General features: G+C 38.9%; 19 protein-coding genes and 1 pseudogene. 9 read left to right on the top strand and 11 right to left on the bottom strand.

What is annotated here, in order from left to right:
- Together Q0976_RS22380 and Q0976_RS22375 are read right to left on the bottom strand one after the other, a co-directional pair.
- Window positions 1-1,155, bottom strand: a complete 1,155-nt coding sequence (locus Q0976_RS22380) for an efflux RND transporter periplasmic adaptor subunit (RefSeq protein ID WP_299496719.1) — start codon at window positions 1,153-1,155, stop codon at window positions 1-3.
- Between the two features lie 113 nt (window positions 1,156-1,268).
- Window positions 1,269-1,706 carry a DUF6265 family protein gene (locus tag Q0976_RS22375; RefSeq protein ID WP_299496717.1) on the bottom strand — a complete coding sequence of 146 codons (438 nt, stop codon included), beginning with the start codon at window positions 1,704-1,706 and terminating at the stop codon, window positions 1,269-1,271.
- Between the two features lie 621 nt (window positions 1,707-2,327).
- Between Q0976_RS22375 and Q0976_RS22370 the strand changes: the two genes are divergently transcribed.
- On the top strand, window positions 2,328-2,582 hold the full coding sequence (locus Q0976_RS22370; RefSeq protein WP_299496715.1) for a hypothetical protein: 255 nt from the start codon (window positions 2,328-2,330) through the stop codon (window positions 2,580-2,582).
- A gap of 96 nt (window positions 2,583-2,678) precedes the next feature.
- On the opposite strand, the gene Q0976_RS22365 is transcribed toward Q0976_RS22370, so the two are convergent.
- From Q0976_RS22365 to Q0976_RS22355, 3 genes are all read right to left on the bottom strand, one after another.
- Window positions 2,679-3,572: an alpha/beta hydrolase gene (locus Q0976_RS22365; protein WP_299496713.1), complete on the bottom strand. Its 894-nt coding sequence runs from the start codon at window positions 3,570-3,572 to the stop codon at window positions 2,679-2,681.
- Window positions 3,573-3,747: 175 nt separating this feature from the next.
- On the bottom strand, window positions 3,748-4,542 hold the full coding sequence (locus Q0976_RS22360) for a helix-turn-helix domain-containing protein (protein ID WP_299496711.1): 795 nt from the start codon (window positions 4,540-4,542) through the stop codon (window positions 3,748-3,750).
- Between the two features lie 33 nt (window positions 4,543-4,575).
- A complete protein-coding gene (locus tag Q0976_RS22355; protein ID WP_299496709.1) occupies window positions 4,576-5,025 on the bottom strand; it encodes a carboxymuconolactone decarboxylase family protein in 450 nt (149 codons plus the stop codon).
- A gap of 562 nt (window positions 5,026-5,587) precedes the next feature.
- Here Q0976_RS22355 and Q0976_RS22350 point away from each other — a divergent pair.
- From Q0976_RS22350 to Q0976_RS22325, 6 genes are all read left to right on the top strand, one after another.
- Window positions 5,588-5,911, top strand: a complete 324-nt coding sequence (locus tag Q0976_RS22350) for a response regulator (RefSeq protein ID WP_299496707.1) — start codon at window positions 5,588-5,590, stop codon at window positions 5,909-5,911.
- The gene (locus tag Q0976_RS22345) at window positions 5,893-6,198 is read left to right on the top strand and encodes a winged helix-turn-helix domain-containing protein (protein ID WP_299496750.1); all 306 of its coding nucleotides are present in this window, start codon (window positions 5,893-5,895) and stop codon (window positions 6,196-6,198) included. Before Q0976_RS22350 ends, Q0976_RS22345 begins: the two co-directional genes overlap by 19 nt.
- A 6-nt stretch (window positions 6,199-6,204) precedes the next feature.
- Window positions 6,205-7,506 (top strand): ATP-binding protein, encoded by a 1,302-nt coding sequence (locus Q0976_RS22340; protein ID WP_299496705.1) that lies wholly within the window; start codon window positions 6,205-6,207, stop codon window positions 7,504-7,506.
- 94 nt (window positions 7,507-7,600) lie between these two features.
- Window positions 7,601-9,070: a S41 family peptidase gene (locus Q0976_RS22335; protein ID WP_299496703.1), complete on the top strand. Its 1,470-nt coding sequence runs from the start codon at window positions 7,601-7,603 to the stop codon at window positions 9,068-9,070.
- 139 nt (window positions 9,071-9,209) lie between these two features.
- Complete coding sequence (locus tag Q0976_RS22330) at window positions 9,210-9,950, top strand: DUF1705 domain-containing protein (protein ID WP_299496701.1); 741 nt, start codon at window positions 9,210-9,212, stop codon at window positions 9,948-9,950.
- On the top strand, window positions 9,950-10,885 hold the full coding sequence (locus Q0976_RS22325) for a sulfatase-like hydrolase/transferase (RefSeq protein WP_299496699.1): 936 nt from the start codon (window positions 9,950-9,952) through the stop codon (window positions 10,883-10,885). The genes Q0976_RS22330 and Q0976_RS22325 overlap by 1 nt, the downstream gene beginning before the upstream one ends.
- Before the next feature lie 164 nt (window positions 10,886-11,049).
- Here Q0976_RS22325 and Q0976_RS22320 read toward each other — a convergent pair whose 3' ends face one another.
- The 5 genes from Q0976_RS22320 to Q0976_RS22300 form a co-directional block, all read right to left on the bottom strand.
- Entirely contained in the window at window positions 11,050-11,337 is a 288-nt protein-coding gene (locus Q0976_RS22320) for a DUF6419 family natural product biosynthesis protein (RefSeq protein ID WP_299496697.1), read from the bottom strand.
- Between the two features lie 220 nt (window positions 11,338-11,557).
- Entirely contained in the window at window positions 11,558-12,007 is a 450-nt protein-coding gene (locus tag Q0976_RS22315; protein ID WP_299496695.1) for a GNAT family N-acetyltransferase, read from the bottom strand.
- Between the two features lie 48 nt (window positions 12,008-12,055).
- On the bottom strand, window positions 12,056-12,532 hold the full coding sequence (locus Q0976_RS22310; RefSeq protein WP_299496693.1) for a DM13 domain-containing protein: 477 nt from the start codon (window positions 12,530-12,532) through the stop codon (window positions 12,056-12,058).
- Between the two features lie 286 nt (window positions 12,533-12,818).
- On the bottom strand, window positions 12,819-13,415 hold the full coding sequence (locus Q0976_RS22305) for a CAP domain-containing protein (protein WP_299496691.1): 597 nt from the start codon (window positions 13,413-13,415) through the stop codon (window positions 12,819-12,821).
- A 607-nt stretch (window positions 13,416-14,022) separates the two neighbouring features.
- Window positions 14,023-14,625 carry a TetR/AcrR family transcriptional regulator gene (locus Q0976_RS22300; RefSeq protein WP_299496690.1) on the bottom strand — a complete coding sequence of 201 codons (603 nt, stop codon included), beginning with the start codon at window positions 14,623-14,625 and terminating at the stop codon, window positions 14,023-14,025.
- Window positions 14,626-14,738: 113 nt separating this feature from the next.
- Between Q0976_RS22300 and Q0976_RS22295 the strand changes: the two genes are divergently transcribed.
- Window positions 14,739-15,539, top strand: a complete 801-nt coding sequence (locus Q0976_RS22295; protein WP_299496688.1) for an SDR family NAD(P)-dependent oxidoreductase — start codon at window positions 14,739-14,741, stop codon at window positions 15,537-15,539.
- 14 nt (window positions 15,540-15,553) lie between these two features.
- On the top strand, window positions 15,554-16,057 hold the full coding sequence (locus tag Q0976_RS22290) for a hypothetical protein (protein WP_299496686.1): 504 nt from the start codon (window positions 15,554-15,556) through the stop codon (window positions 16,055-16,057).
- Window positions 16,058-16,222: 165 nt separating this feature from the next.
- Here Q0976_RS22290 and Q0976_RS22285 read toward each other — a convergent pair.
- Window positions 16,223-16,372: pseudogene (locus Q0976_RS22285) on the bottom strand (DUF924 family protein); the annotation flags it as partial.
- Window positions 16,373-16,525 lie beyond the last annotated feature (153 nt).

The following is a 16,525-nucleotide window of genomic DNA, read 5'->3' as shown; positions in this document are numbered from 1 at the left end:
TTATTCTCCTTGGCTAAATTGAGGCTGAGTATCATCCTCACGAGGCACCGCTTGCTCCGTTTGCGCCATGCGTGACACTTTCATGCCCTCCGCTAAATACGTAGCACCAACAGCCACCACCTCCTCATTAGCAGTTACCCCTTGAGTCACTTGTATTTCATCCCCTCTCATACGTCCTATTTTGACTGCTTGAGAAGATACTGTCATGGTTGCGGGATCCAATACCCATACACGAGAGTCCAATACAGGATCAGCCACTACAGCAGAAGCTGGCAACCAATAAACAGGCTTTGATTGAGTAAACTTTGAAAAATCAATGACCACATTCACTGTCATGCCGGGCAATACAGTAAACGCTTTAGGCGAAGGCATAGTGAAGCGGACTTGAAACGTTTGCGTATCGGGATCTGCTTTAGTGGCGATTTCTTTGGTTTGCAATGGAAAATGATGTTCTTTTTGGCCCTCAAATTCCGCATAAACCGCCATCCCTTGCTTTCTATTCTCAACTTCACTGGCTTGTAAATTACGCACAATAGATTCAGGAATATTAATCACTACATCTAAACTATTCACGCCTTGTAGCGCAAAAATCGCCTCCTTCGCAGCCACTTCTTCAAAGTTATCCACAAACCGACGGGCTATTTGTCCCGAAAAAGGTGCCCTTAATTGGGTGTAATCCAGCTGTTGCTCAGCATTAACCAAGGCCGCTTTATCTTTTTTAGCATCCGACTCCATTCGGTCATAGTCCATTTTTGAAATATATCCCGAAGTAATAAGCTCTTTGGCCCGTTCGAAATTACGCTGCGTCTTATCAAAACTGGCTTGTTTATCTTGAACTGCAATTTTAAAGTCTGTATCGTCTAGCTCAGCTAAAATTTGATTTTGGCTCACCATATCACCTTCTTTCACGGCTATATGATGTAACGTACCACTGACTCTAAACGCCAAATCGGCTTGTTGGGACGCTTCAACTCGCCCGGGGAAGTGACGAATGGCCCCCGCTTCGCTCATTTTAACGGTAAAAAGTTTAACCGGACGAATAACAGGTGCTATTGGCGCGGAGATTTGCTTATCACAAGCCGAAACACTCAAGACCATAATTAACAGGCTGGTGAACCTCAGCCCCTTTACTCTTTTGTTCCCCATAAAAGACATTGCTTTTCCTTAACATATTCCTTGTTATATTAGGCCTAAGCTTAGGTGGGATAATGTGAACGTGCTGATTTTTCTGTCATGCTTGTTATAATACCAATCTAAGTAAATATTATTCAGCGACGTTGACGTTGGTAATTGACTTTAAAACCCTTATTATCTTCACCGGAAACGAAAACAGTGATCTTATTAGGATTAATGAACTGGTAGATAATTTTTTGCGGGAAATCATGATGTTTATTTTCAAATATAAGACGATCACTCTCACAATGAGTCAATTTAAAAGCAATCGGTAGCGAATTACTTGCTACTTTCGCGAAATAGAAGACTTCACCGGACATCACCACAATCCTTAACGTTTCACGGCTTGTCATAGTATTGGAAATCGATACGCCATGTCCCTCCATGGTATTGGAGCTAACCACTAACCAGTATTCACGTATCTCTTGTTTAGCATCTTTATATTCCCAATCTCCGCTGAGCCAATGCATTGTATCTAATGACTGACAAGGTTGCGCCTCAGCAGTCATCAAACACAAGCTGAATAATCCCATTAAGACTAGTCGTCTATTATCAATAAAAGAGCCAATAACAATCTGTTCCCACTTTATAAAGGACAAAACTAAAATAATACCCAACTAAAATAGTACAAAACTAAAATTATAGCCAAGTGTTCCAATATCCTGCTGACTTTACAACTTTCCAGCGAGTAACAAAATCCAGTATGGCTATACAAAAAAACCAAACGTAGCACTGTATAAATAAACAGTGCTACGTTTTACATCGCACACTCACTACTAAAAATGCACCATAATGCTCAATAAAACCTCACCAGCCAATGAGACAAATACAAAATAAAATATTGTTTTTAACGCCTTATTTTATTTGCAAGCTTAATTAATCGACAAAGCATGTTTAAAAATGCGCGCAAAGCTTAATTTAAACAAGTACTGTTTTTATATACAGCATCATAGTGTTGTTCATTGTTGTTCATAGTCGTGCAACGTTATTCATTTCGCCTCACTGATAAACTCATCAGTGTTTCATCGCATCATATTGAACACTCAATAAACAAATTAAAAAATCCCTTTTGATTTACACAATAAATTAACAGCTATTATTCTTGTCTATACTTATCTCGTCATCATTCGATCTTGCATGAATATGGAGAGACCATGTATAAGGAATTTAAAGAGAATTTACACAGCGAAAAAGATTCAATGGAAAGTTCAGGAATTCCTATCAGTGACAATACGTTGAAAGACTATAAAGAGCTGTATTATGAAGGTGGCTTCCCTTGCCCAGCATGCTTTATCCGTAAAAGTAAAATGGTATCAATGCAATGCACAGCCCATGACTGGGAACAAAGAATGAAACACGATCTATTTGAATGCCCTGAGTGTGACGGATTTATTGAGGTTTGCCCATAAAGCACAACATCGGTAGTCAGATAACTGCCGATCATGATCAATCTTTGTATTCCTGAGAAAATTTTATCTCCTTTAAAAAGAGATAATTAAAAGTTTTCAAAAGATATTTCCATCAATACTTGATAGAAAAGTATCCATAGCATGGTTAAATGCATTAGCCCGCTCCCAGAACATCATATGTTTACCCATATAGACGGCGGTAGCGGAAGGGGTATTTGCTTGGATCCATTGACTTGCGACCCCTTTCATTTCATCTCTTACCACATACAATAATGGTATTTTACCTTCTAATGCTTTTAAATCTTCACTGTAATCAAGATAAAAGCCGGTCCCATTGGTCAATGCTGCAACACTACTCGGTGTCTGCTCTGCAATACTTGATACCCAAGCGACACTATCTGAAGTAGGCTCTTCAAGCATCCACCGACTAAACTCTGCAATTACTTGAGCTCGATGTTCAATGATCCCTTCTGTAAATGAGCGCGAATAGCCATCCGCATCATCCTTTAAATACCACACCCACTCATCACGAGAGTTTCCGGCTATTTTAGGGCCTGTATCGATCATAATCATGGCCTTGACCTTATCGATACCAAATTGATTAATATAAGCAAGTTGCTCAGTGACCCCATATGACCACCCCACCAAAATAACCTTTTTTAAAGCCAATTTTTGAATCAATTGTGCCAAATCACGAGCATGCTGTTGATAAGTTTGCCCCTCTACCCATTTTGATGACAGACCTTGCCCACGAGGATCATAAGCTAGGGCTCGATACTGCTTTGACCCTTTAAAATGAGCTAATTGATGCTCGAAAACCTGCGATGACATCATCCAACCGGGAATAAAAATAATGGTTGTATCACCACTCCCTGCTTGTTCGTAATGTATGGTAAGGTTCTTATTGATAATGACTTCTTCTGCCATCACACGACCCACCAAAAAAATCATGCTAGCAATGATTATTGCAAGATTAATTACTCTCATCATCTTTCTCATCCCTCAAATTATCCTTAAGGTAAACGTAAGCGAAATAAAATATGCTCACTTAAGATCTCAAAATAAGTGCAGCATCCTGATAGTGAGTGAGCAGCAATACGTTAGCCCATAAAATTAAAACAGGCTTTCATCATGACACTCTTTTTTAAAGAAATAACGCCGCTTATTAGCCTCTTTCCATTAGCTGTAGCCGTATTCGGTATTCCCTTGGCGTGATATTAGCAATGTGTTTAAACTCTCGATTCATATGGGCTTGATCGGTAAAACCTTGATTGGTTGCTATCGCCACCAGTGATAGTTCAGATCTCTCCTTTAACACTTTCATCGCACTTTTAACTCGTAAAATGCGTTGATAATACTTCGGTGTCATATTCATCCAAGTCTTAAATTGACGTTCTGTTTGACGTTGACTCAGAGAAACATATTCGCGAAGCGATCCCACCGCAATATTTTGACTCAAAGCATTTAGCGCTGTCATTAATGACAAAGGAATACCATTGACAGATTCAATGGTGTGCAATAACCAGCGATAAAGTGCGGTAATCTTCGCATAATGTCCCTGCCGTTTTCCAAGTCCACAATAAAGTCCATTGAGATCAGCACTAAAATGCTCACCAATATTCAGCGGTACATACTTTGGCTGCCGATAAAGCGTGCCAAAAAAACTAAAGCTAATACCTGGGTGAAAGCGTACTCCCACTAACTGAGTCCTAGGTGGCATACGTATCAACTGCGCCTTTTTACTCACAGGCAATAACAGCACCCCTTTGGAAAATGAAGTATCATCTAAGTCAATATCACTCCCCAAAATAAACAACATGCCGCTACAGGCATCACTGTTGAGCCATCGCTCCACAGGCTGTTCACTTCGCGAGACAACAGACGCTGACCATAGGGCTTGCACATCATTCACAAAGCGTTTTTGAGGCTGAAATAAGGTAAAATCAAGCGCAGTTCTCATAAATAAAACTCCTTTAACGGGATGTTAATTGCGCTAACTGGGCGTATAGTGACCCACATTCGGTTTAAACGCTTTAGCAATCCGATTCCAGCTGTTAATGGCATTCACGGCAACGGTTAAATCCACCAAGCCTTGTTCCCCTAAAATATTCAACGTATCTTGATATTGTATATCGCTCACTGGCACGTCTGAAATAATCAGCTCTACCCAGCCTAACGCACTTTTCTCCATTTCAGAATAAAATGGCATATCCTGCCAAGCACTTAAACCATAAATTCGCTCAATAGTTTCTCCTTGGCTCAGTGCATCTTTACTATGCATATCAATGCAGTAAGCACATTGATTAATTTGAGAAACTCTCAACTTAACCAATTCCCAAAGCGCCACTTTATCTTTAAACTGTTGACCCAGATATTCCTCCTGCGCCAATAATACTTCCATCGCTTTTGGCGCAGCCGTAAAATAATTTATCCTTTGACTCATGGTACGCTTCCTTCTTTAATATTGGTTATAGAGCAGTAATATAAACTTAGCGAGACAGCATTTATTGAAAAAATTCGACATCCAATAGCAATAGAAGAAAACCAAGTAAAATCTAGATAGCGATATGAGTAGTGATATGAGTAAGTGCTGAAATATTGATAATCTAACAAATAGCCACTACGCTGCTATGTCAGCCCTTTTGACATATACAGGCTATTGGGATCCAACGGATAATCACCAAAAGGTGCACAAACATAAAAACCAAACTGCCGATAAAGTGCCGATAAAGCTTATGTGCGGGTAGATGGGCTATTGCTTGACTAAATACTCTCAAAATCATTTCCAAAAAATAGAATGTAGGTAGCTATTTATATTGCGGAATCAAATAACAATCCGCTAATTTAGTGTGTTAATCCCGATACTGATGCTGAATTAAGCACTTTCATGTCCGCCTTTTCAAAAATCCTTGAATATTGACAATTTTGCTTGGTTTTACTTGGATGATTTAATAATTTAATGAATAATATTAATTTTTTAGTTCAAAAAAGTGGATAATAATCCTTTGAAGAGTTTACTCATAATTGAAGATGATAAAAAACTGGCAAATTTATTGACCGTTTTTTTTGAAAAATACCATTTTAATGTCACAGTCAAACATACAGGCGATACCGGACTCGCTTACGCATTAGCTTCACAGCCCGATTTTATTTTACTTGATCTCATGTTACCTATAATGGATGGGTTTTCCGTTTGTCGAGGGCTACAAAACCGCTATGAGGGTATTATTTTAGTATTAACAGCCAGTGATGAAGAAATGGATCATGTCAGCCTGCTAGAGATGGGAGCAAGCGGCGAAAGAAAAACAACATTCAGCATGGTCAGCTAACACTCAACCCAACACTAAGATGTGCTTACCTCGCTCAGCAAAGCCTAACACTAACAGATTCAGAATTTGATGTGCTTTGGATGTTAGCTAACCAAGCTGATGATATCGTCTCCCGCGATGACCTTTATCAACACCTACTTGGCCGTGCCTTTGATGGTTTAGATCGCGCTATCGATAATAAGATCATGAATATCCGTAAAAAAGTGCATGATAATACTGGCCACCATAAGCGCATTATCACAGTGCGAGGCAAGGGATATTTATTTGTGTCTCATGCTTGGGCCTAATTATCTATGTTAAAGCGATTTTCACTCTTATACTTAAGTTTTCTATTGTTTTTTGCAATCAGTTATCCATTAACCGATCTGCTAATGAATATCCTTTTTTCTGATACGTTAGCAGAAGATATTACAGGAGATTATCAAGCCTATATTTACCCCTTGAAAGCAGCTTATCCTTATTTAACTCATCATGAATGGCAATCATTACTTCAGCAAATCTCTAATCAAAGTAACTTGCTTATCAATATTGCTAATGACGATATTTTACTGCTCAATGAGCAAGCACGCCAAACCATAGATCTAGGCAAGATGGTCATTCAACATCCTTATGATCGAGATAAAATGGCAGTATTTGCCCGTATATCTGACACAGTAGTAATAAAATTGAGTGCCTTACAAGTCAAAGAAGAACTCTATCTCAGTCTCATTTTTATTCAGTTCATTGCCCCTTTAGGGCTCATCGCCCTGTTTACACTTGGTGTGATGCTTTGGCAGCAATACCGTTTAAATCACTTAGAAAAAACAAGTTTAAAGCTCGCTCAAGGAAAACTCAATGCTCGAGCAGCCACAGGTTGGCTGGCGGTCGGGGAAATAAATCAAGGTTTTAATGATATGGCTGAAAAACTTGAACGCATGTTTAATAGCCAAAAACACATGATAACAGCAGTTTCCCATGAATTGAAAACCCCATTATTTAGATTACAAATGCAACTCAATCTGGCTAAAGACGAGCCCCACACGCAGAAAATCGGTGATTACCTAACCCAAATGCACGAAGATATAGACGAAATGAATACCCTCATTCGTGAATTATTGAGTGTCAGTAAAATGGAGCAAATGGATCATTTTGACGATATGCTGCAAACGAATTTAGTACAATGGCTAACAGTCCACACTGAGCAACTCGCCAAGCATTGTCAGCAGCCTGTAAAACTTAACATTGCCAATGACATACCCGACGTCATAGTCATGCAAGCTATCAACAGCAAACAACTAAAACGTGCGTTAAGTAACCTCGTATTTAACGCCGATCGTTTTGCGCAAACGACGATTCAACTCAAAGTATACACACAAGATCAACGACTTTGCTTATCTATTGAAGACGATGGTATCGGCATAGCCGGATCAGAGCGACAGCGAATTTTTGAGCCCTTTTCCCGTATTGATAGCGATAGAAACCGTGATAGTGGTGGATTTGGCTTAGGTTTGGCCATCGTCAAGGAAATTATTCGATGTCATGGCGCGAGTATTTCGGTTATTCAGAGTCAATTAGGCGGTGCCAGTTTTGTGATTAGCTTTCCAATACAAAGATGACAATACACTGACACATCACGACAATAACCGACAAACATTCCCATTATAGTGTGCGTATCAAATTGATAATCGCACACCTATAATAGGAAATATCATGCGCTTGATTAACGCCATATTATCCACCGCCCTTTTGTTAAGCTTAACGGCTTGTCATTCAGATCATAATAACAAAACCAGCATGGACGCTGACTCCTTGAATACTGAATTAGAAGGGATCTGGTATTCCCGTGATTATGGCGAAATTAAGCAGATTGAAGCAGAAACAGTCACGACATTACAAGTGAGCAATCATGCCTGCATGCTGGCGATCACCATCGATCCCGATGCCTTAATCTCAGCCAATCATGAGCTAACCGAAACAGGTTTGCTGTATCAGCGTCCCTATGATTCTGCTGGCGTAGAGTACGTTCGTCTCGACGATATTCATCAAGTGTGCCCTGAAGGTATGATAACGTCTGCCGCCGATGGTGAAGATTATGTGTTTGATGCGCAAAAGGTATTTTCTTCTTTCTGGCATGATATGAATACCCATTATGCTTTTTTTAAGCAACGAAAGATCAACTGGGAACAGATCTACAGCCTTTATTACGATAACTTAGCTGGCACCAGCGAGGAGGAGTTAAAAGCTGTATTTAGTGACATACTGGCACAACTCAAAGACGGCCATACCGCAGTGGTACTGGATTTTGAAGGCAATGATAATGATATTTCATTTTCAACAAAACCCTCTCTCGAAGAGCAACTCTATCAAGATGCGATTGAACTGGGCTTCACAGAAGAACAAAGAGCGCCATATGTACAGGAACAATTAAATCGCATTGTAAACAATATCAGTGATTACTTAACCGACGAGTCGAAAGCTGAATTTTTAACTCGCGATAATATCAATCAAACCAATGAAGAACACAATATCAACTGGGGGATCATGGAACAAAAAGGCAAACGTATTGGTTATTTGGTATTAGAAAATTTCATTAACTTTGATGATCATCAGGGCATAGAGCGCACAGATATTACCCCTTATAATCGTAAATTTGATCACTTGATAGAAAAAATATTAATACAACTTACCGATACCGATGAACTGATCTTAGACATCAGAAATAACGGTGGTGGCTATGATATGCAAGGGTTACAGTTAGCAAGACGCTTTCTTACACAAGAGATCACTGCCTGGAATATTAGTGTATCTTACCAAGGTGAATTGAGCTTCCAAAAACAGGTGAAGGCTCAGCCACATGAAGGAACACGCTACCTTAATCCTGTTTCAGTCTTAATTTCACCCAGTACCTTTAGCGCCGCCGAAACCTTTGCGATGGTCATGCATAACTTACCCCAAGTCACTATGGTAGGTGAAGAAACCGGTGGTGCCACATCCGACACTATGCCAAGACTATTACCCAATCACTGGTTTTTTAATTTAAGCAATGAATATTATCAAGACAGTGAAGGTAACAACTATGAAATTATGGGCATCCAACCCGATCTCAAGGTCGCCGCTTATGATCCCGAGCTGCGCACCCAAGGAAGAGATAGCGCCATAGAAGCTGCCCTTCATTGGTAAAATAGAGACACATCCAGCCCGTTATATCAGGTTCACACCAGTGGATCTGGCATATTAACCCAACATATTTAACGTCTAAAGTGATTATTTAGCCATTTAATAGCCACTTTAGACATGAAAAACGGACGTATTTGTAATAATGTCAGTACGCAACAGCATGAAAGAATACCTATCGCTATCTTCACGGTTTAATCGACTCAGTCCAGAAATCATTATTTTATTCCTTGCCATTTACTTTGCCGCAGTCCTTAACTTTCCAGTCAATAAAGCACTATACCAATTAGCTGGGCAACCCGCCTTTTTTATTACCTCAGCGTTGATGCTCACAGGCTGCTTCATCATTATTTTTAGTCTTATTTTATGGCGATTCACCTGTAAGCCAATCATGATCTTGCTTATCATATCATCAGCAACCACCTTGTATGCGACATTAGAATATAACGTGTTTTTTGATTATTCTATGATTGAGAACATCGTTGAGACCCATACTGGCGAGGCTTTTTCATATGTGAATACCCACGCTATTGTATTTGTCACTGTATTTGGAGTCTTACCCTGCTTTTGGTTACTTCATCTCAACATGTTAAGCCCACATCCTTGGTATATGAGTCTGTTACGTCGTGTGATACTGATCTGTATCGGTGTGATGATCCTTGCCATCACGGCCATCTTTTTTTATAAAGATTACGTCTCAATAGGCAGGAATAACCCCTATCTAAAAAAGATGATTAACCCTGCACATGTCTACAATGCAATCAAATACATTAACAAGCGCTATTTCACCAAGGCACCACTTTATCGAACGCAAGGAATAGACGCAAAGATCCTCCCCACAACGAACGCAAAACCGACACTATTGGTGCTAGTCTATTGGTGCTAGTGGCTGGCGAAACTGCACGAGCACAAAATATGGCACATAATGGCTATGCAAGAAATACCAATCCCTACACAGGAAATCTCGGTATTGTTTCTCTGCAGCATGTCACGTCATGTGGCACGGCAACGGCACACTCTTTGCCTTGTATGTTTTCAAGTTTACCTCAACAGCAATACAGTCGAGAACAAGCGAATGCGCAAGATAATATCCTCGATATTTTGGGGTATGCCGGTGTGGATATTACTTGGTATGAAAATGATGGCGGTGACAAAGCTATCGCGCGAAATGTAACTAAACATGAGATAGCCAACGACAATCGCAGTCCATTTTGTGATGGAACGACCTGCTACGATGAAATATTAGTACAACGACTCTCTCAGCAGCTGAAGCAACAAGTACAAACGGAGGGAGAAATGAGCAATCAACTCATTGTACTGCACACCATAGGGAGTCATGGTCCAACATATTGGCGGCGTTACCCTGCTGAACAAGAAGCATTTTCCCCTGCTTGCAGACGCAGTGATCTTCAACATTGCACCGATGAAGAAATCGTTAATGTATATGACAATACATTAGTGTACACCGACTACTTACTCTCATTAATCATCACGCAATTACGTGATTATTCAGAGCACTATAACGTGGCCATGCTTTATATATCCGATCATGGCGAGTCCCTTGGTGAAAAAGGGGTTTATTTACATGGAACACCTTATGCCTTTGCCCCTAAAGAACAAACACACATCCCTTGGTTTATGTGGTTACCTGAGCAGTATCTTGAAGCAACACAATTAGACTATTCTTGTCTCCAGAATCGTGCAAAAAAAGATGCATTTTCCCATGACAATTTGTTTCACTCATTGTTAGCTATGTTCAATGTGAAAACTCACTTAAAAAATGAAAAACTCGATATATTCAGCCAGTGTAGAATAGAATGAGTCTAGTCGCACACTGAATTTGTGCTATTTGGTCATGTCTATCGCCATAATACGTTTATATCCAAGTGAAATGAAATAAATCTGCATTTCATTTGGATATGTAAAAGAGTAACAGCCTTCAAACGTTAAACCACAGCCTATTGGTTATTTGCAGTTTTTAAGCTTTACTTCCTGATCCCCATTAACACGCCGCCAAATGATATTGAAAATAATATAAATAAAAATAGCAGACTCTCTATATTTGAACTGTTCAGCCCTGGGCTCCCTATTACAGCAAAGGTATTGATGAATAAAAGCACAAGACTGGATTGTAAATACCTTTTATAGCCAATCACCCCAGCAAAAATCAGCATCATCAATGAAACACCAATCGCGGGTGTAAAAGCCGCGTATGCCAATAACATACAAACGAAAGACAATAAAATAGAAAAACTAACGGTTAACTTAAACACTGACACCTCTATGATATATTATCTCTAGATAACACGCTAAAATTTCATACTTTACAAAGTACAAATACACTTTTATTCCATTAATAACAGCATACTTAATATACTGTTTTAAAAATAATTTATGCAACAAGACTAAAGTCGACATAGTACATATTTAGTGCTAAATAGAAAAACGAGGGCGTTCACTATTCTGTGTCAGTGATATCATTTTCTTTAAGTATTAAAGTTCAGCCCGTAGCCTTATCATATCAATACAACGTATACCATTTTCAAATATGGGTTCAGGGTACGTCGCAAAAAAGTCCGATTCAATACTGTATACTCTGAAGCCACACTTTTGGTAAAGTGCAAGCTGAGACAAACTCGAATTCCCTGTTCCCACCTCAAGTGTTGTAGCACCCATTGCTTTCGCCTGTTGCTTGACCTTACCAATCATTATTTTGGCAATCCCTTTACCTTGATAGTCTTTTAATACCGCAATATTCTTCAATTCAGCGATACCCGCTATTTCAACGAGTACAGCAACCCCCACAAATAAGCTGTTATCCTTACAAACGAATATTGTTGCTCCCGACAAGTAAGATAATATCGATTGTTTATCGGGATCGGCACTTAATAATAATGCCATCAATTCAGGCACGATGGCGTTATCATACACTTCAATATTCATGTTGAGTTATCACTTTTGTTTTTGCTCTTTATACCTTAGCCTCTTCTTTTAACGATACTTTGCTGAGGTAATAAACTCACCAAATGCCTCACACCAAACAACAATCGTATTATATTGAGAAGGATCAATATTGGGTGGCACTTTCACCACAAAGTTGTTAAAGGTCTGAACATCCCCCACACTTATCATCGTAGCCTTCAAGCGATTAAAGTCGCCTTCAGTTTCGACAAATGTGGGTGAGAGATAAAGCTTATAGTTGGGCCCTGGGGCAAGCTTCCCCTTTAATGTAATAAATGATGGGCTAATGGAAACCTTACCTTCTCCCCAATGAAGTAAATCACTCCCTTTAAGGGATTTTTTAAACTCAGTAGTGTATTGCGCGTTAGCGGAAATAACAGCAAGCTCTGAGGTTGTAGGGGCTGTAGGCGCCGTCAGAATAGGCAGAGCATAAATCCCTAGTAAAAATCCAACACCTCCCACAAATACATGTGTCACCATCAAGATTATCAGCGTTTTTATTTTCATGATCTCATCTCTAATCTGTCCAAGTCAGTTACAACCAAATCAACGCACTTATAACAAATTAAAAGAAGCATATCCATAAGCAATCTTATTGGGAAACGAAAACAAAGTGGATCACGACTCCCAATATTGATCCACGCTCATTTTCAATAAGTGCATTTCTCTCTTTACAACTGATAGCGATGAAACTCTATAGCTTCTACCTTGCTTTGATTGTATGCTTCGCCTTAAGGCTTAGCCATGATTTCTCGACTTAAAAATCACCAATAAACAATTCAACATTTTACCATTAGCGAGATTTAGCAAATACTTGTGTCCAATAATAGCGATAATTAGCATCACTGTTTGCACTACAGGCTAAGCCCATTTCCGTCACATTTGCACTCATTATGTTCTGACAATGTCCGACACTGCCCATCCATCCATCTACGACAGACTGTGCCGTCGTCTGACCTGCAGCAATATTTTCTGCCACATAAGACCAAGTGTAGCCTTGAGCGGTCACTCTAGTCGCAATTGTGCTTCCATCAAGGCCCGTATGGCTGAAAAAATTATAATTAGCCATATTATTGGAATGCTCTTGAGCTGCAGACGTTAATAAGGCACTCCAAGTTAATTCATCTACTGGGCCATAGCTTTCACTGCCACACATTTGAGCCTGTTTACGTTTTTCATTAATCAAAGCCAAAACCGTTGTCAAATCATCACTGCAGTTAATTTGGCTATAGTTGGTATCTCCACCACTGTCTTTGCCGCTAGAAGCATCAGAGCCTCCATCATTCTCAGCCGTTTCATCAGAGACTTGATCGTTGCTCACTCCCCCATCACTACTATTACAACCCGCAATCAAGCCCAAACAAAATAACCCCACTAATCCATAACGCATACTGCCATCCAACTATTGTTAATTAAAACGGCCATTATAGTAACAAAAGTTTTAAACTTTTAAAGTTATCGAGTTAAAATTTACATAAAAAAGATATTAATAATCAATGTATTATTTTAGTTTTGGTCAGCTTATATTCAGATAACACTCACCTTTACCTCGAACTGACCAAGCAAAGTCTCAAATGATCATACTGCTTTGTACTGCATATACAAAAAGTAATTAAATGATATCCACAGATAGAAGAAAGATAAATGCTTGTCGCTAAGTCCTATTCTAACAAGCACTAAAAGCCCGCGGTTGCAATTCCCTTAATCTTGTCGTCGTTTTACCCAAAGCACTCACGTTATTGACGAGCAATACGCTCTAAAAAACCATTAATGTTAGTTTTTAAACACCCTAATAAAAACAAACCATGATTATGCCAATCTATAAACTGGAAGCGAGTGAGTTACGATAATTATTAAGTATTACTTAATAATTATTTTAAACAAAGTGGGTTTTTCATCTTTGCACATCGTCATAAGATAGCTTGACACTCTGAGTTGGCCTTATCTAAAAGTGCCATCTGACGACAATTCATTAGGAGAATAAATAATGAAAGCGGTTAATCCTTATTCTTTTCTAATGACTTCATCAATTCAATAAAACTACTAATAGGCTGATATAAGGCTTCGGGGGATTTTTCAACTCTTGATTTCACTCGCAATCCCTGAAAAAAAACAGAAAAAACCTCACTAATTTCTTGAGTATTCATACTTGTTGCCAATCTGCCATTACTCACATACTCATCAAAAAAAGCATAAATCGTATTTTGAATCAACTGAAAGCGGCGCGTTGTTTCTGCGTACAATATTAGTTCATTCGATGCTAACTCTAGTATGCTGTTTGTCATCATGCAGCCTTTATTTAATTGCTTAATATCTATTTCTAAAAAAATTTTTTTCAATAAAAAATCTAAATTGTCCGTCATAGATTTTCTAGTATCAAGCTGGTCAATGATATCGCCATAGGTATTGGAAAGATAATAATCCAACGATTTCAAAAATATCGCTTCTTTATTGCCAAACGCATTGTATAAGCTGGTTTTAGTCAACCCCGTCAACGCTGCTAGCTTATCGACTTTGGTCGCACCATAGCCATGCTCCCAGAAGCATTCAGTTATTTGATTTAATACATTATTTTCATTGAATTGACGTTGTTTTCCCATTGATATCTTCAATATAAGTAAGTGATTTGACACTTAATGTACTAACTGGTACATTAAAAATCAATTGTACTAAATAGTACAATTGATTTTTAAACTTGAAAGAGGATAAGAAAATGAAAAATAATTTTAAGCAAAAGTACGGTAAATGGGCATTGATAACGGGCGCAACATCAGGAATTGGAGCAGAACTTGCCAACCAATTGGCCAATAAAGGGATAAATATTTTATTGGTTGCACGAAATGAAGCGGATTTGAAAAAACATGCTAATCAAATACAACAGAAATACGGCAATAAAACCGACTACATTGCCGCTGATTTATCCACCGCTGATGGCATTGAGAAAGTCAAAGCAACACCTCTTGAAATTGATTTGTTGATACCAGCAGCAGGTATGGAAATCAATGGAGCATTCGAAAAAAACCACTTAGAATCAGAAAAAAAACTCATACACCTCAATGTAATATCAACCTTTGAGCTATTGCATCACTTTAGCGCTGCAATGATAAACAGAGGCAAAGGGGGGATTTTATTATTAGCCAGTACGGCTGCTCACATGCCGAATCCGTATTTTTCCAATTATGCAGGTAGTAAGGCCTATATCATGAATTTAGGTAAATCAGTGTATGCCGAATTTAAGCGCAAAGGCGTTGATGTTTCAATACTTTCTCCAGGGCTAACCGACACCCCTATGACTCTGAATAATGGTATAAATTGGAGTAAAACCCCTATGCTTGCAATGAAGCCAGAAAAAGTAGCCGCTATGGGCATTGCGGGGTTGGGTAATAAAATGGTCATAGTGCCAGGCTTGTTAAATCGAGTGCTGATCTTTTTAATGAATATCACCCCGATCAAATTGGGAGCAATTATCAATGAAAAAATAATCCGCAACGCCATCGATACAAACAAAGTATAAATAGGGTAAACATCATGTATAGTTTGAATTATCAAGTATTAACGAAAATCGTATTGGTTTGGATTTGGGTCATGATTGGATTTGAAGCAATGGATGCTTTTAATTGGATGATTCGAACGGAACAAATGTATATGCAACACCCAGCAATGGGAACATTTCAAGGTTATAAGATAGCATTAGCAGGAGAAGGAGCATTACAACGATTACCCATTATTATGGGAAAATGGGTGGGTATGTGCAAGTTTTTTTGGGTCGGTACATTATTGGCTGTCGCATTTTTTGGCAATAATCGACTTCGCACGTTTATAAATGGGTGGAATGCGGTATTTCTTGGTGTCATGAGTTTAGGCTTATATCCAACATTGGATAATATCGCTGCACAATACCCTAAAGATTTTTCAAATGGATTTAACAGTATGTGGGCAATGGAAACCCTATTTTGTTTGCTTAGTGCACTTGTGTTTTTCATTGGTATAATAGCAGAAATAAAGCGCAAAAAGGATGCCTACAATCCTTAATTTTAAGTCTTATAGTGGCATAGTGAATTTTGTCACCTAGTTAGAGGTGATATCATTCACCTCATAAGTTAACAGGTGACATTATGACAAAGCGTACAAGAAGACTTTTTGGTGCAGAATGCAAACTTCAATATAAGTTAAAATCAATCCCGGAATAAACAGCTGGTGGACAGGTGAAAGCACGGATTGCCAATCGTGGGGTTGATTGACAATTTCTAGGGCAATATTTGCTCCCGCAAACATATCGGCAGTATCACGATAAATACTACGAGGAAATTGATCAACAAGGATCATTAACCCTAAACCCCCCGCCAAGGGTTACATCCAATGAATGTAGCTAATGGCTGAGAAACGTCAAACTTCAACTGCTACTCACCTCACACAATCATAATAAGTACCTGAGTATAAAATTACCAACAATTAGAATGATATTTGAGCGTTAGATTACCAATGACTGATGCTTGCATT

Origin of the sequence: uncultured Shewanella sp. (assembly GCF_947501665.1) — a bacterium.
Lineage (GTDB): Bacteria > Pseudomonadota > Gammaproteobacteria > Enterobacterales > Shewanellaceae > Shewanella.
Note: the sequence above shows the minus strand (reverse complement) of the source record. Positions and strands in the feature narration are given on the sequence as shown.

Bases quoted from the DNA above. Each gene is read 5' to 3' on its own strand.
- Q0976_RS22380 (WP_299496719.1), bottom strand. From the start codon at position 1,155: ATGTCTTTTATGGGGAACAAAAGAGTAAAGGGGCTGAGGTTCACCAGC.
- Q0976_RS22375 (WP_299496717.1), bottom strand. From the start codon at position 1,706: ATGGGATTATTCAGCTTGTGTTTGATGACTGCTGAGGCGCAACCTTGT.
- Q0976_RS22370 (WP_299496715.1), top strand. From the start codon at position 2,328: ATGTATAAGGAATTTAAAGAGAATTTACACAGCGAAAAAGATTCAATG.
- Q0976_RS22365 (WP_299496713.1), bottom strand. From the start codon at position 3,572: ATGATGAGAGTAATTAATCTTGCAATAATCATTGCTAGCATGATTTTT.
- Q0976_RS22360 (WP_299496711.1), bottom strand. From the start codon at position 4,542: ATGAGAACTGCGCTTGATTTTACCTTATTTCAGCCTCAAAAACGCTTT.
- Q0976_RS22355 (WP_299496709.1), bottom strand. From the start codon at position 5,025: ATGAGTCAAAGGATAAATTATTTTACGGCTGCGCCAAAAGCGATGGAA.
- Q0976_RS22340 (WP_299496705.1), top strand. From the start codon at position 6,205: ATGTTAAAGCGATTTTCACTCTTATACTTAAGTTTTCTATTGTTTTTT.
- Q0976_RS22335 (WP_299496703.1), top strand. From the start codon at position 7,601: ATGCGCTTGATTAACGCCATATTATCCACCGCCCTTTTGTTAAGCTTA.
- Q0976_RS22330 (WP_299496701.1), top strand. From the start codon at position 9,210: ATGTCAGTACGCAACAGCATGAAAGAATACCTATCGCTATCTTCACGG.
- Q0976_RS22315 (WP_299496695.1), bottom strand. From the start codon at position 12,007: ATGAATATTGAAGTGTATGATAACGCCATCGTGCCTGAATTGATGGCA.
- Q0976_RS22310 (WP_299496693.1), bottom strand. From the start codon at position 12,532: ATGAAAATAAAAACGCTGATAATCTTGATGGTGACACATGTATTTGTG.
- Q0976_RS22305 (WP_299496691.1), bottom strand. From the start codon at position 13,415: ATGCGTTATGGATTAGTGGGGTTATTTTGTTTGGGCTTGATTGCGGGT.
- Q0976_RS22300 (WP_299496690.1), bottom strand. From the start codon at position 14,625: ATGGGAAAACAACGTCAATTCAATGAAAATAATGTATTAAATCAAATA.
- Q0976_RS22295 (WP_299496688.1), top strand. From the start codon at position 14,739: ATGAAAAATAATTTTAAGCAAAAGTACGGTAAATGGGCATTGATAACG.
- Q0976_RS22290 (WP_299496686.1), top strand. From the start codon at position 15,554: ATGTATAGTTTGAATTATCAAGTATTAACGAAAATCGTATTGGTTTGG.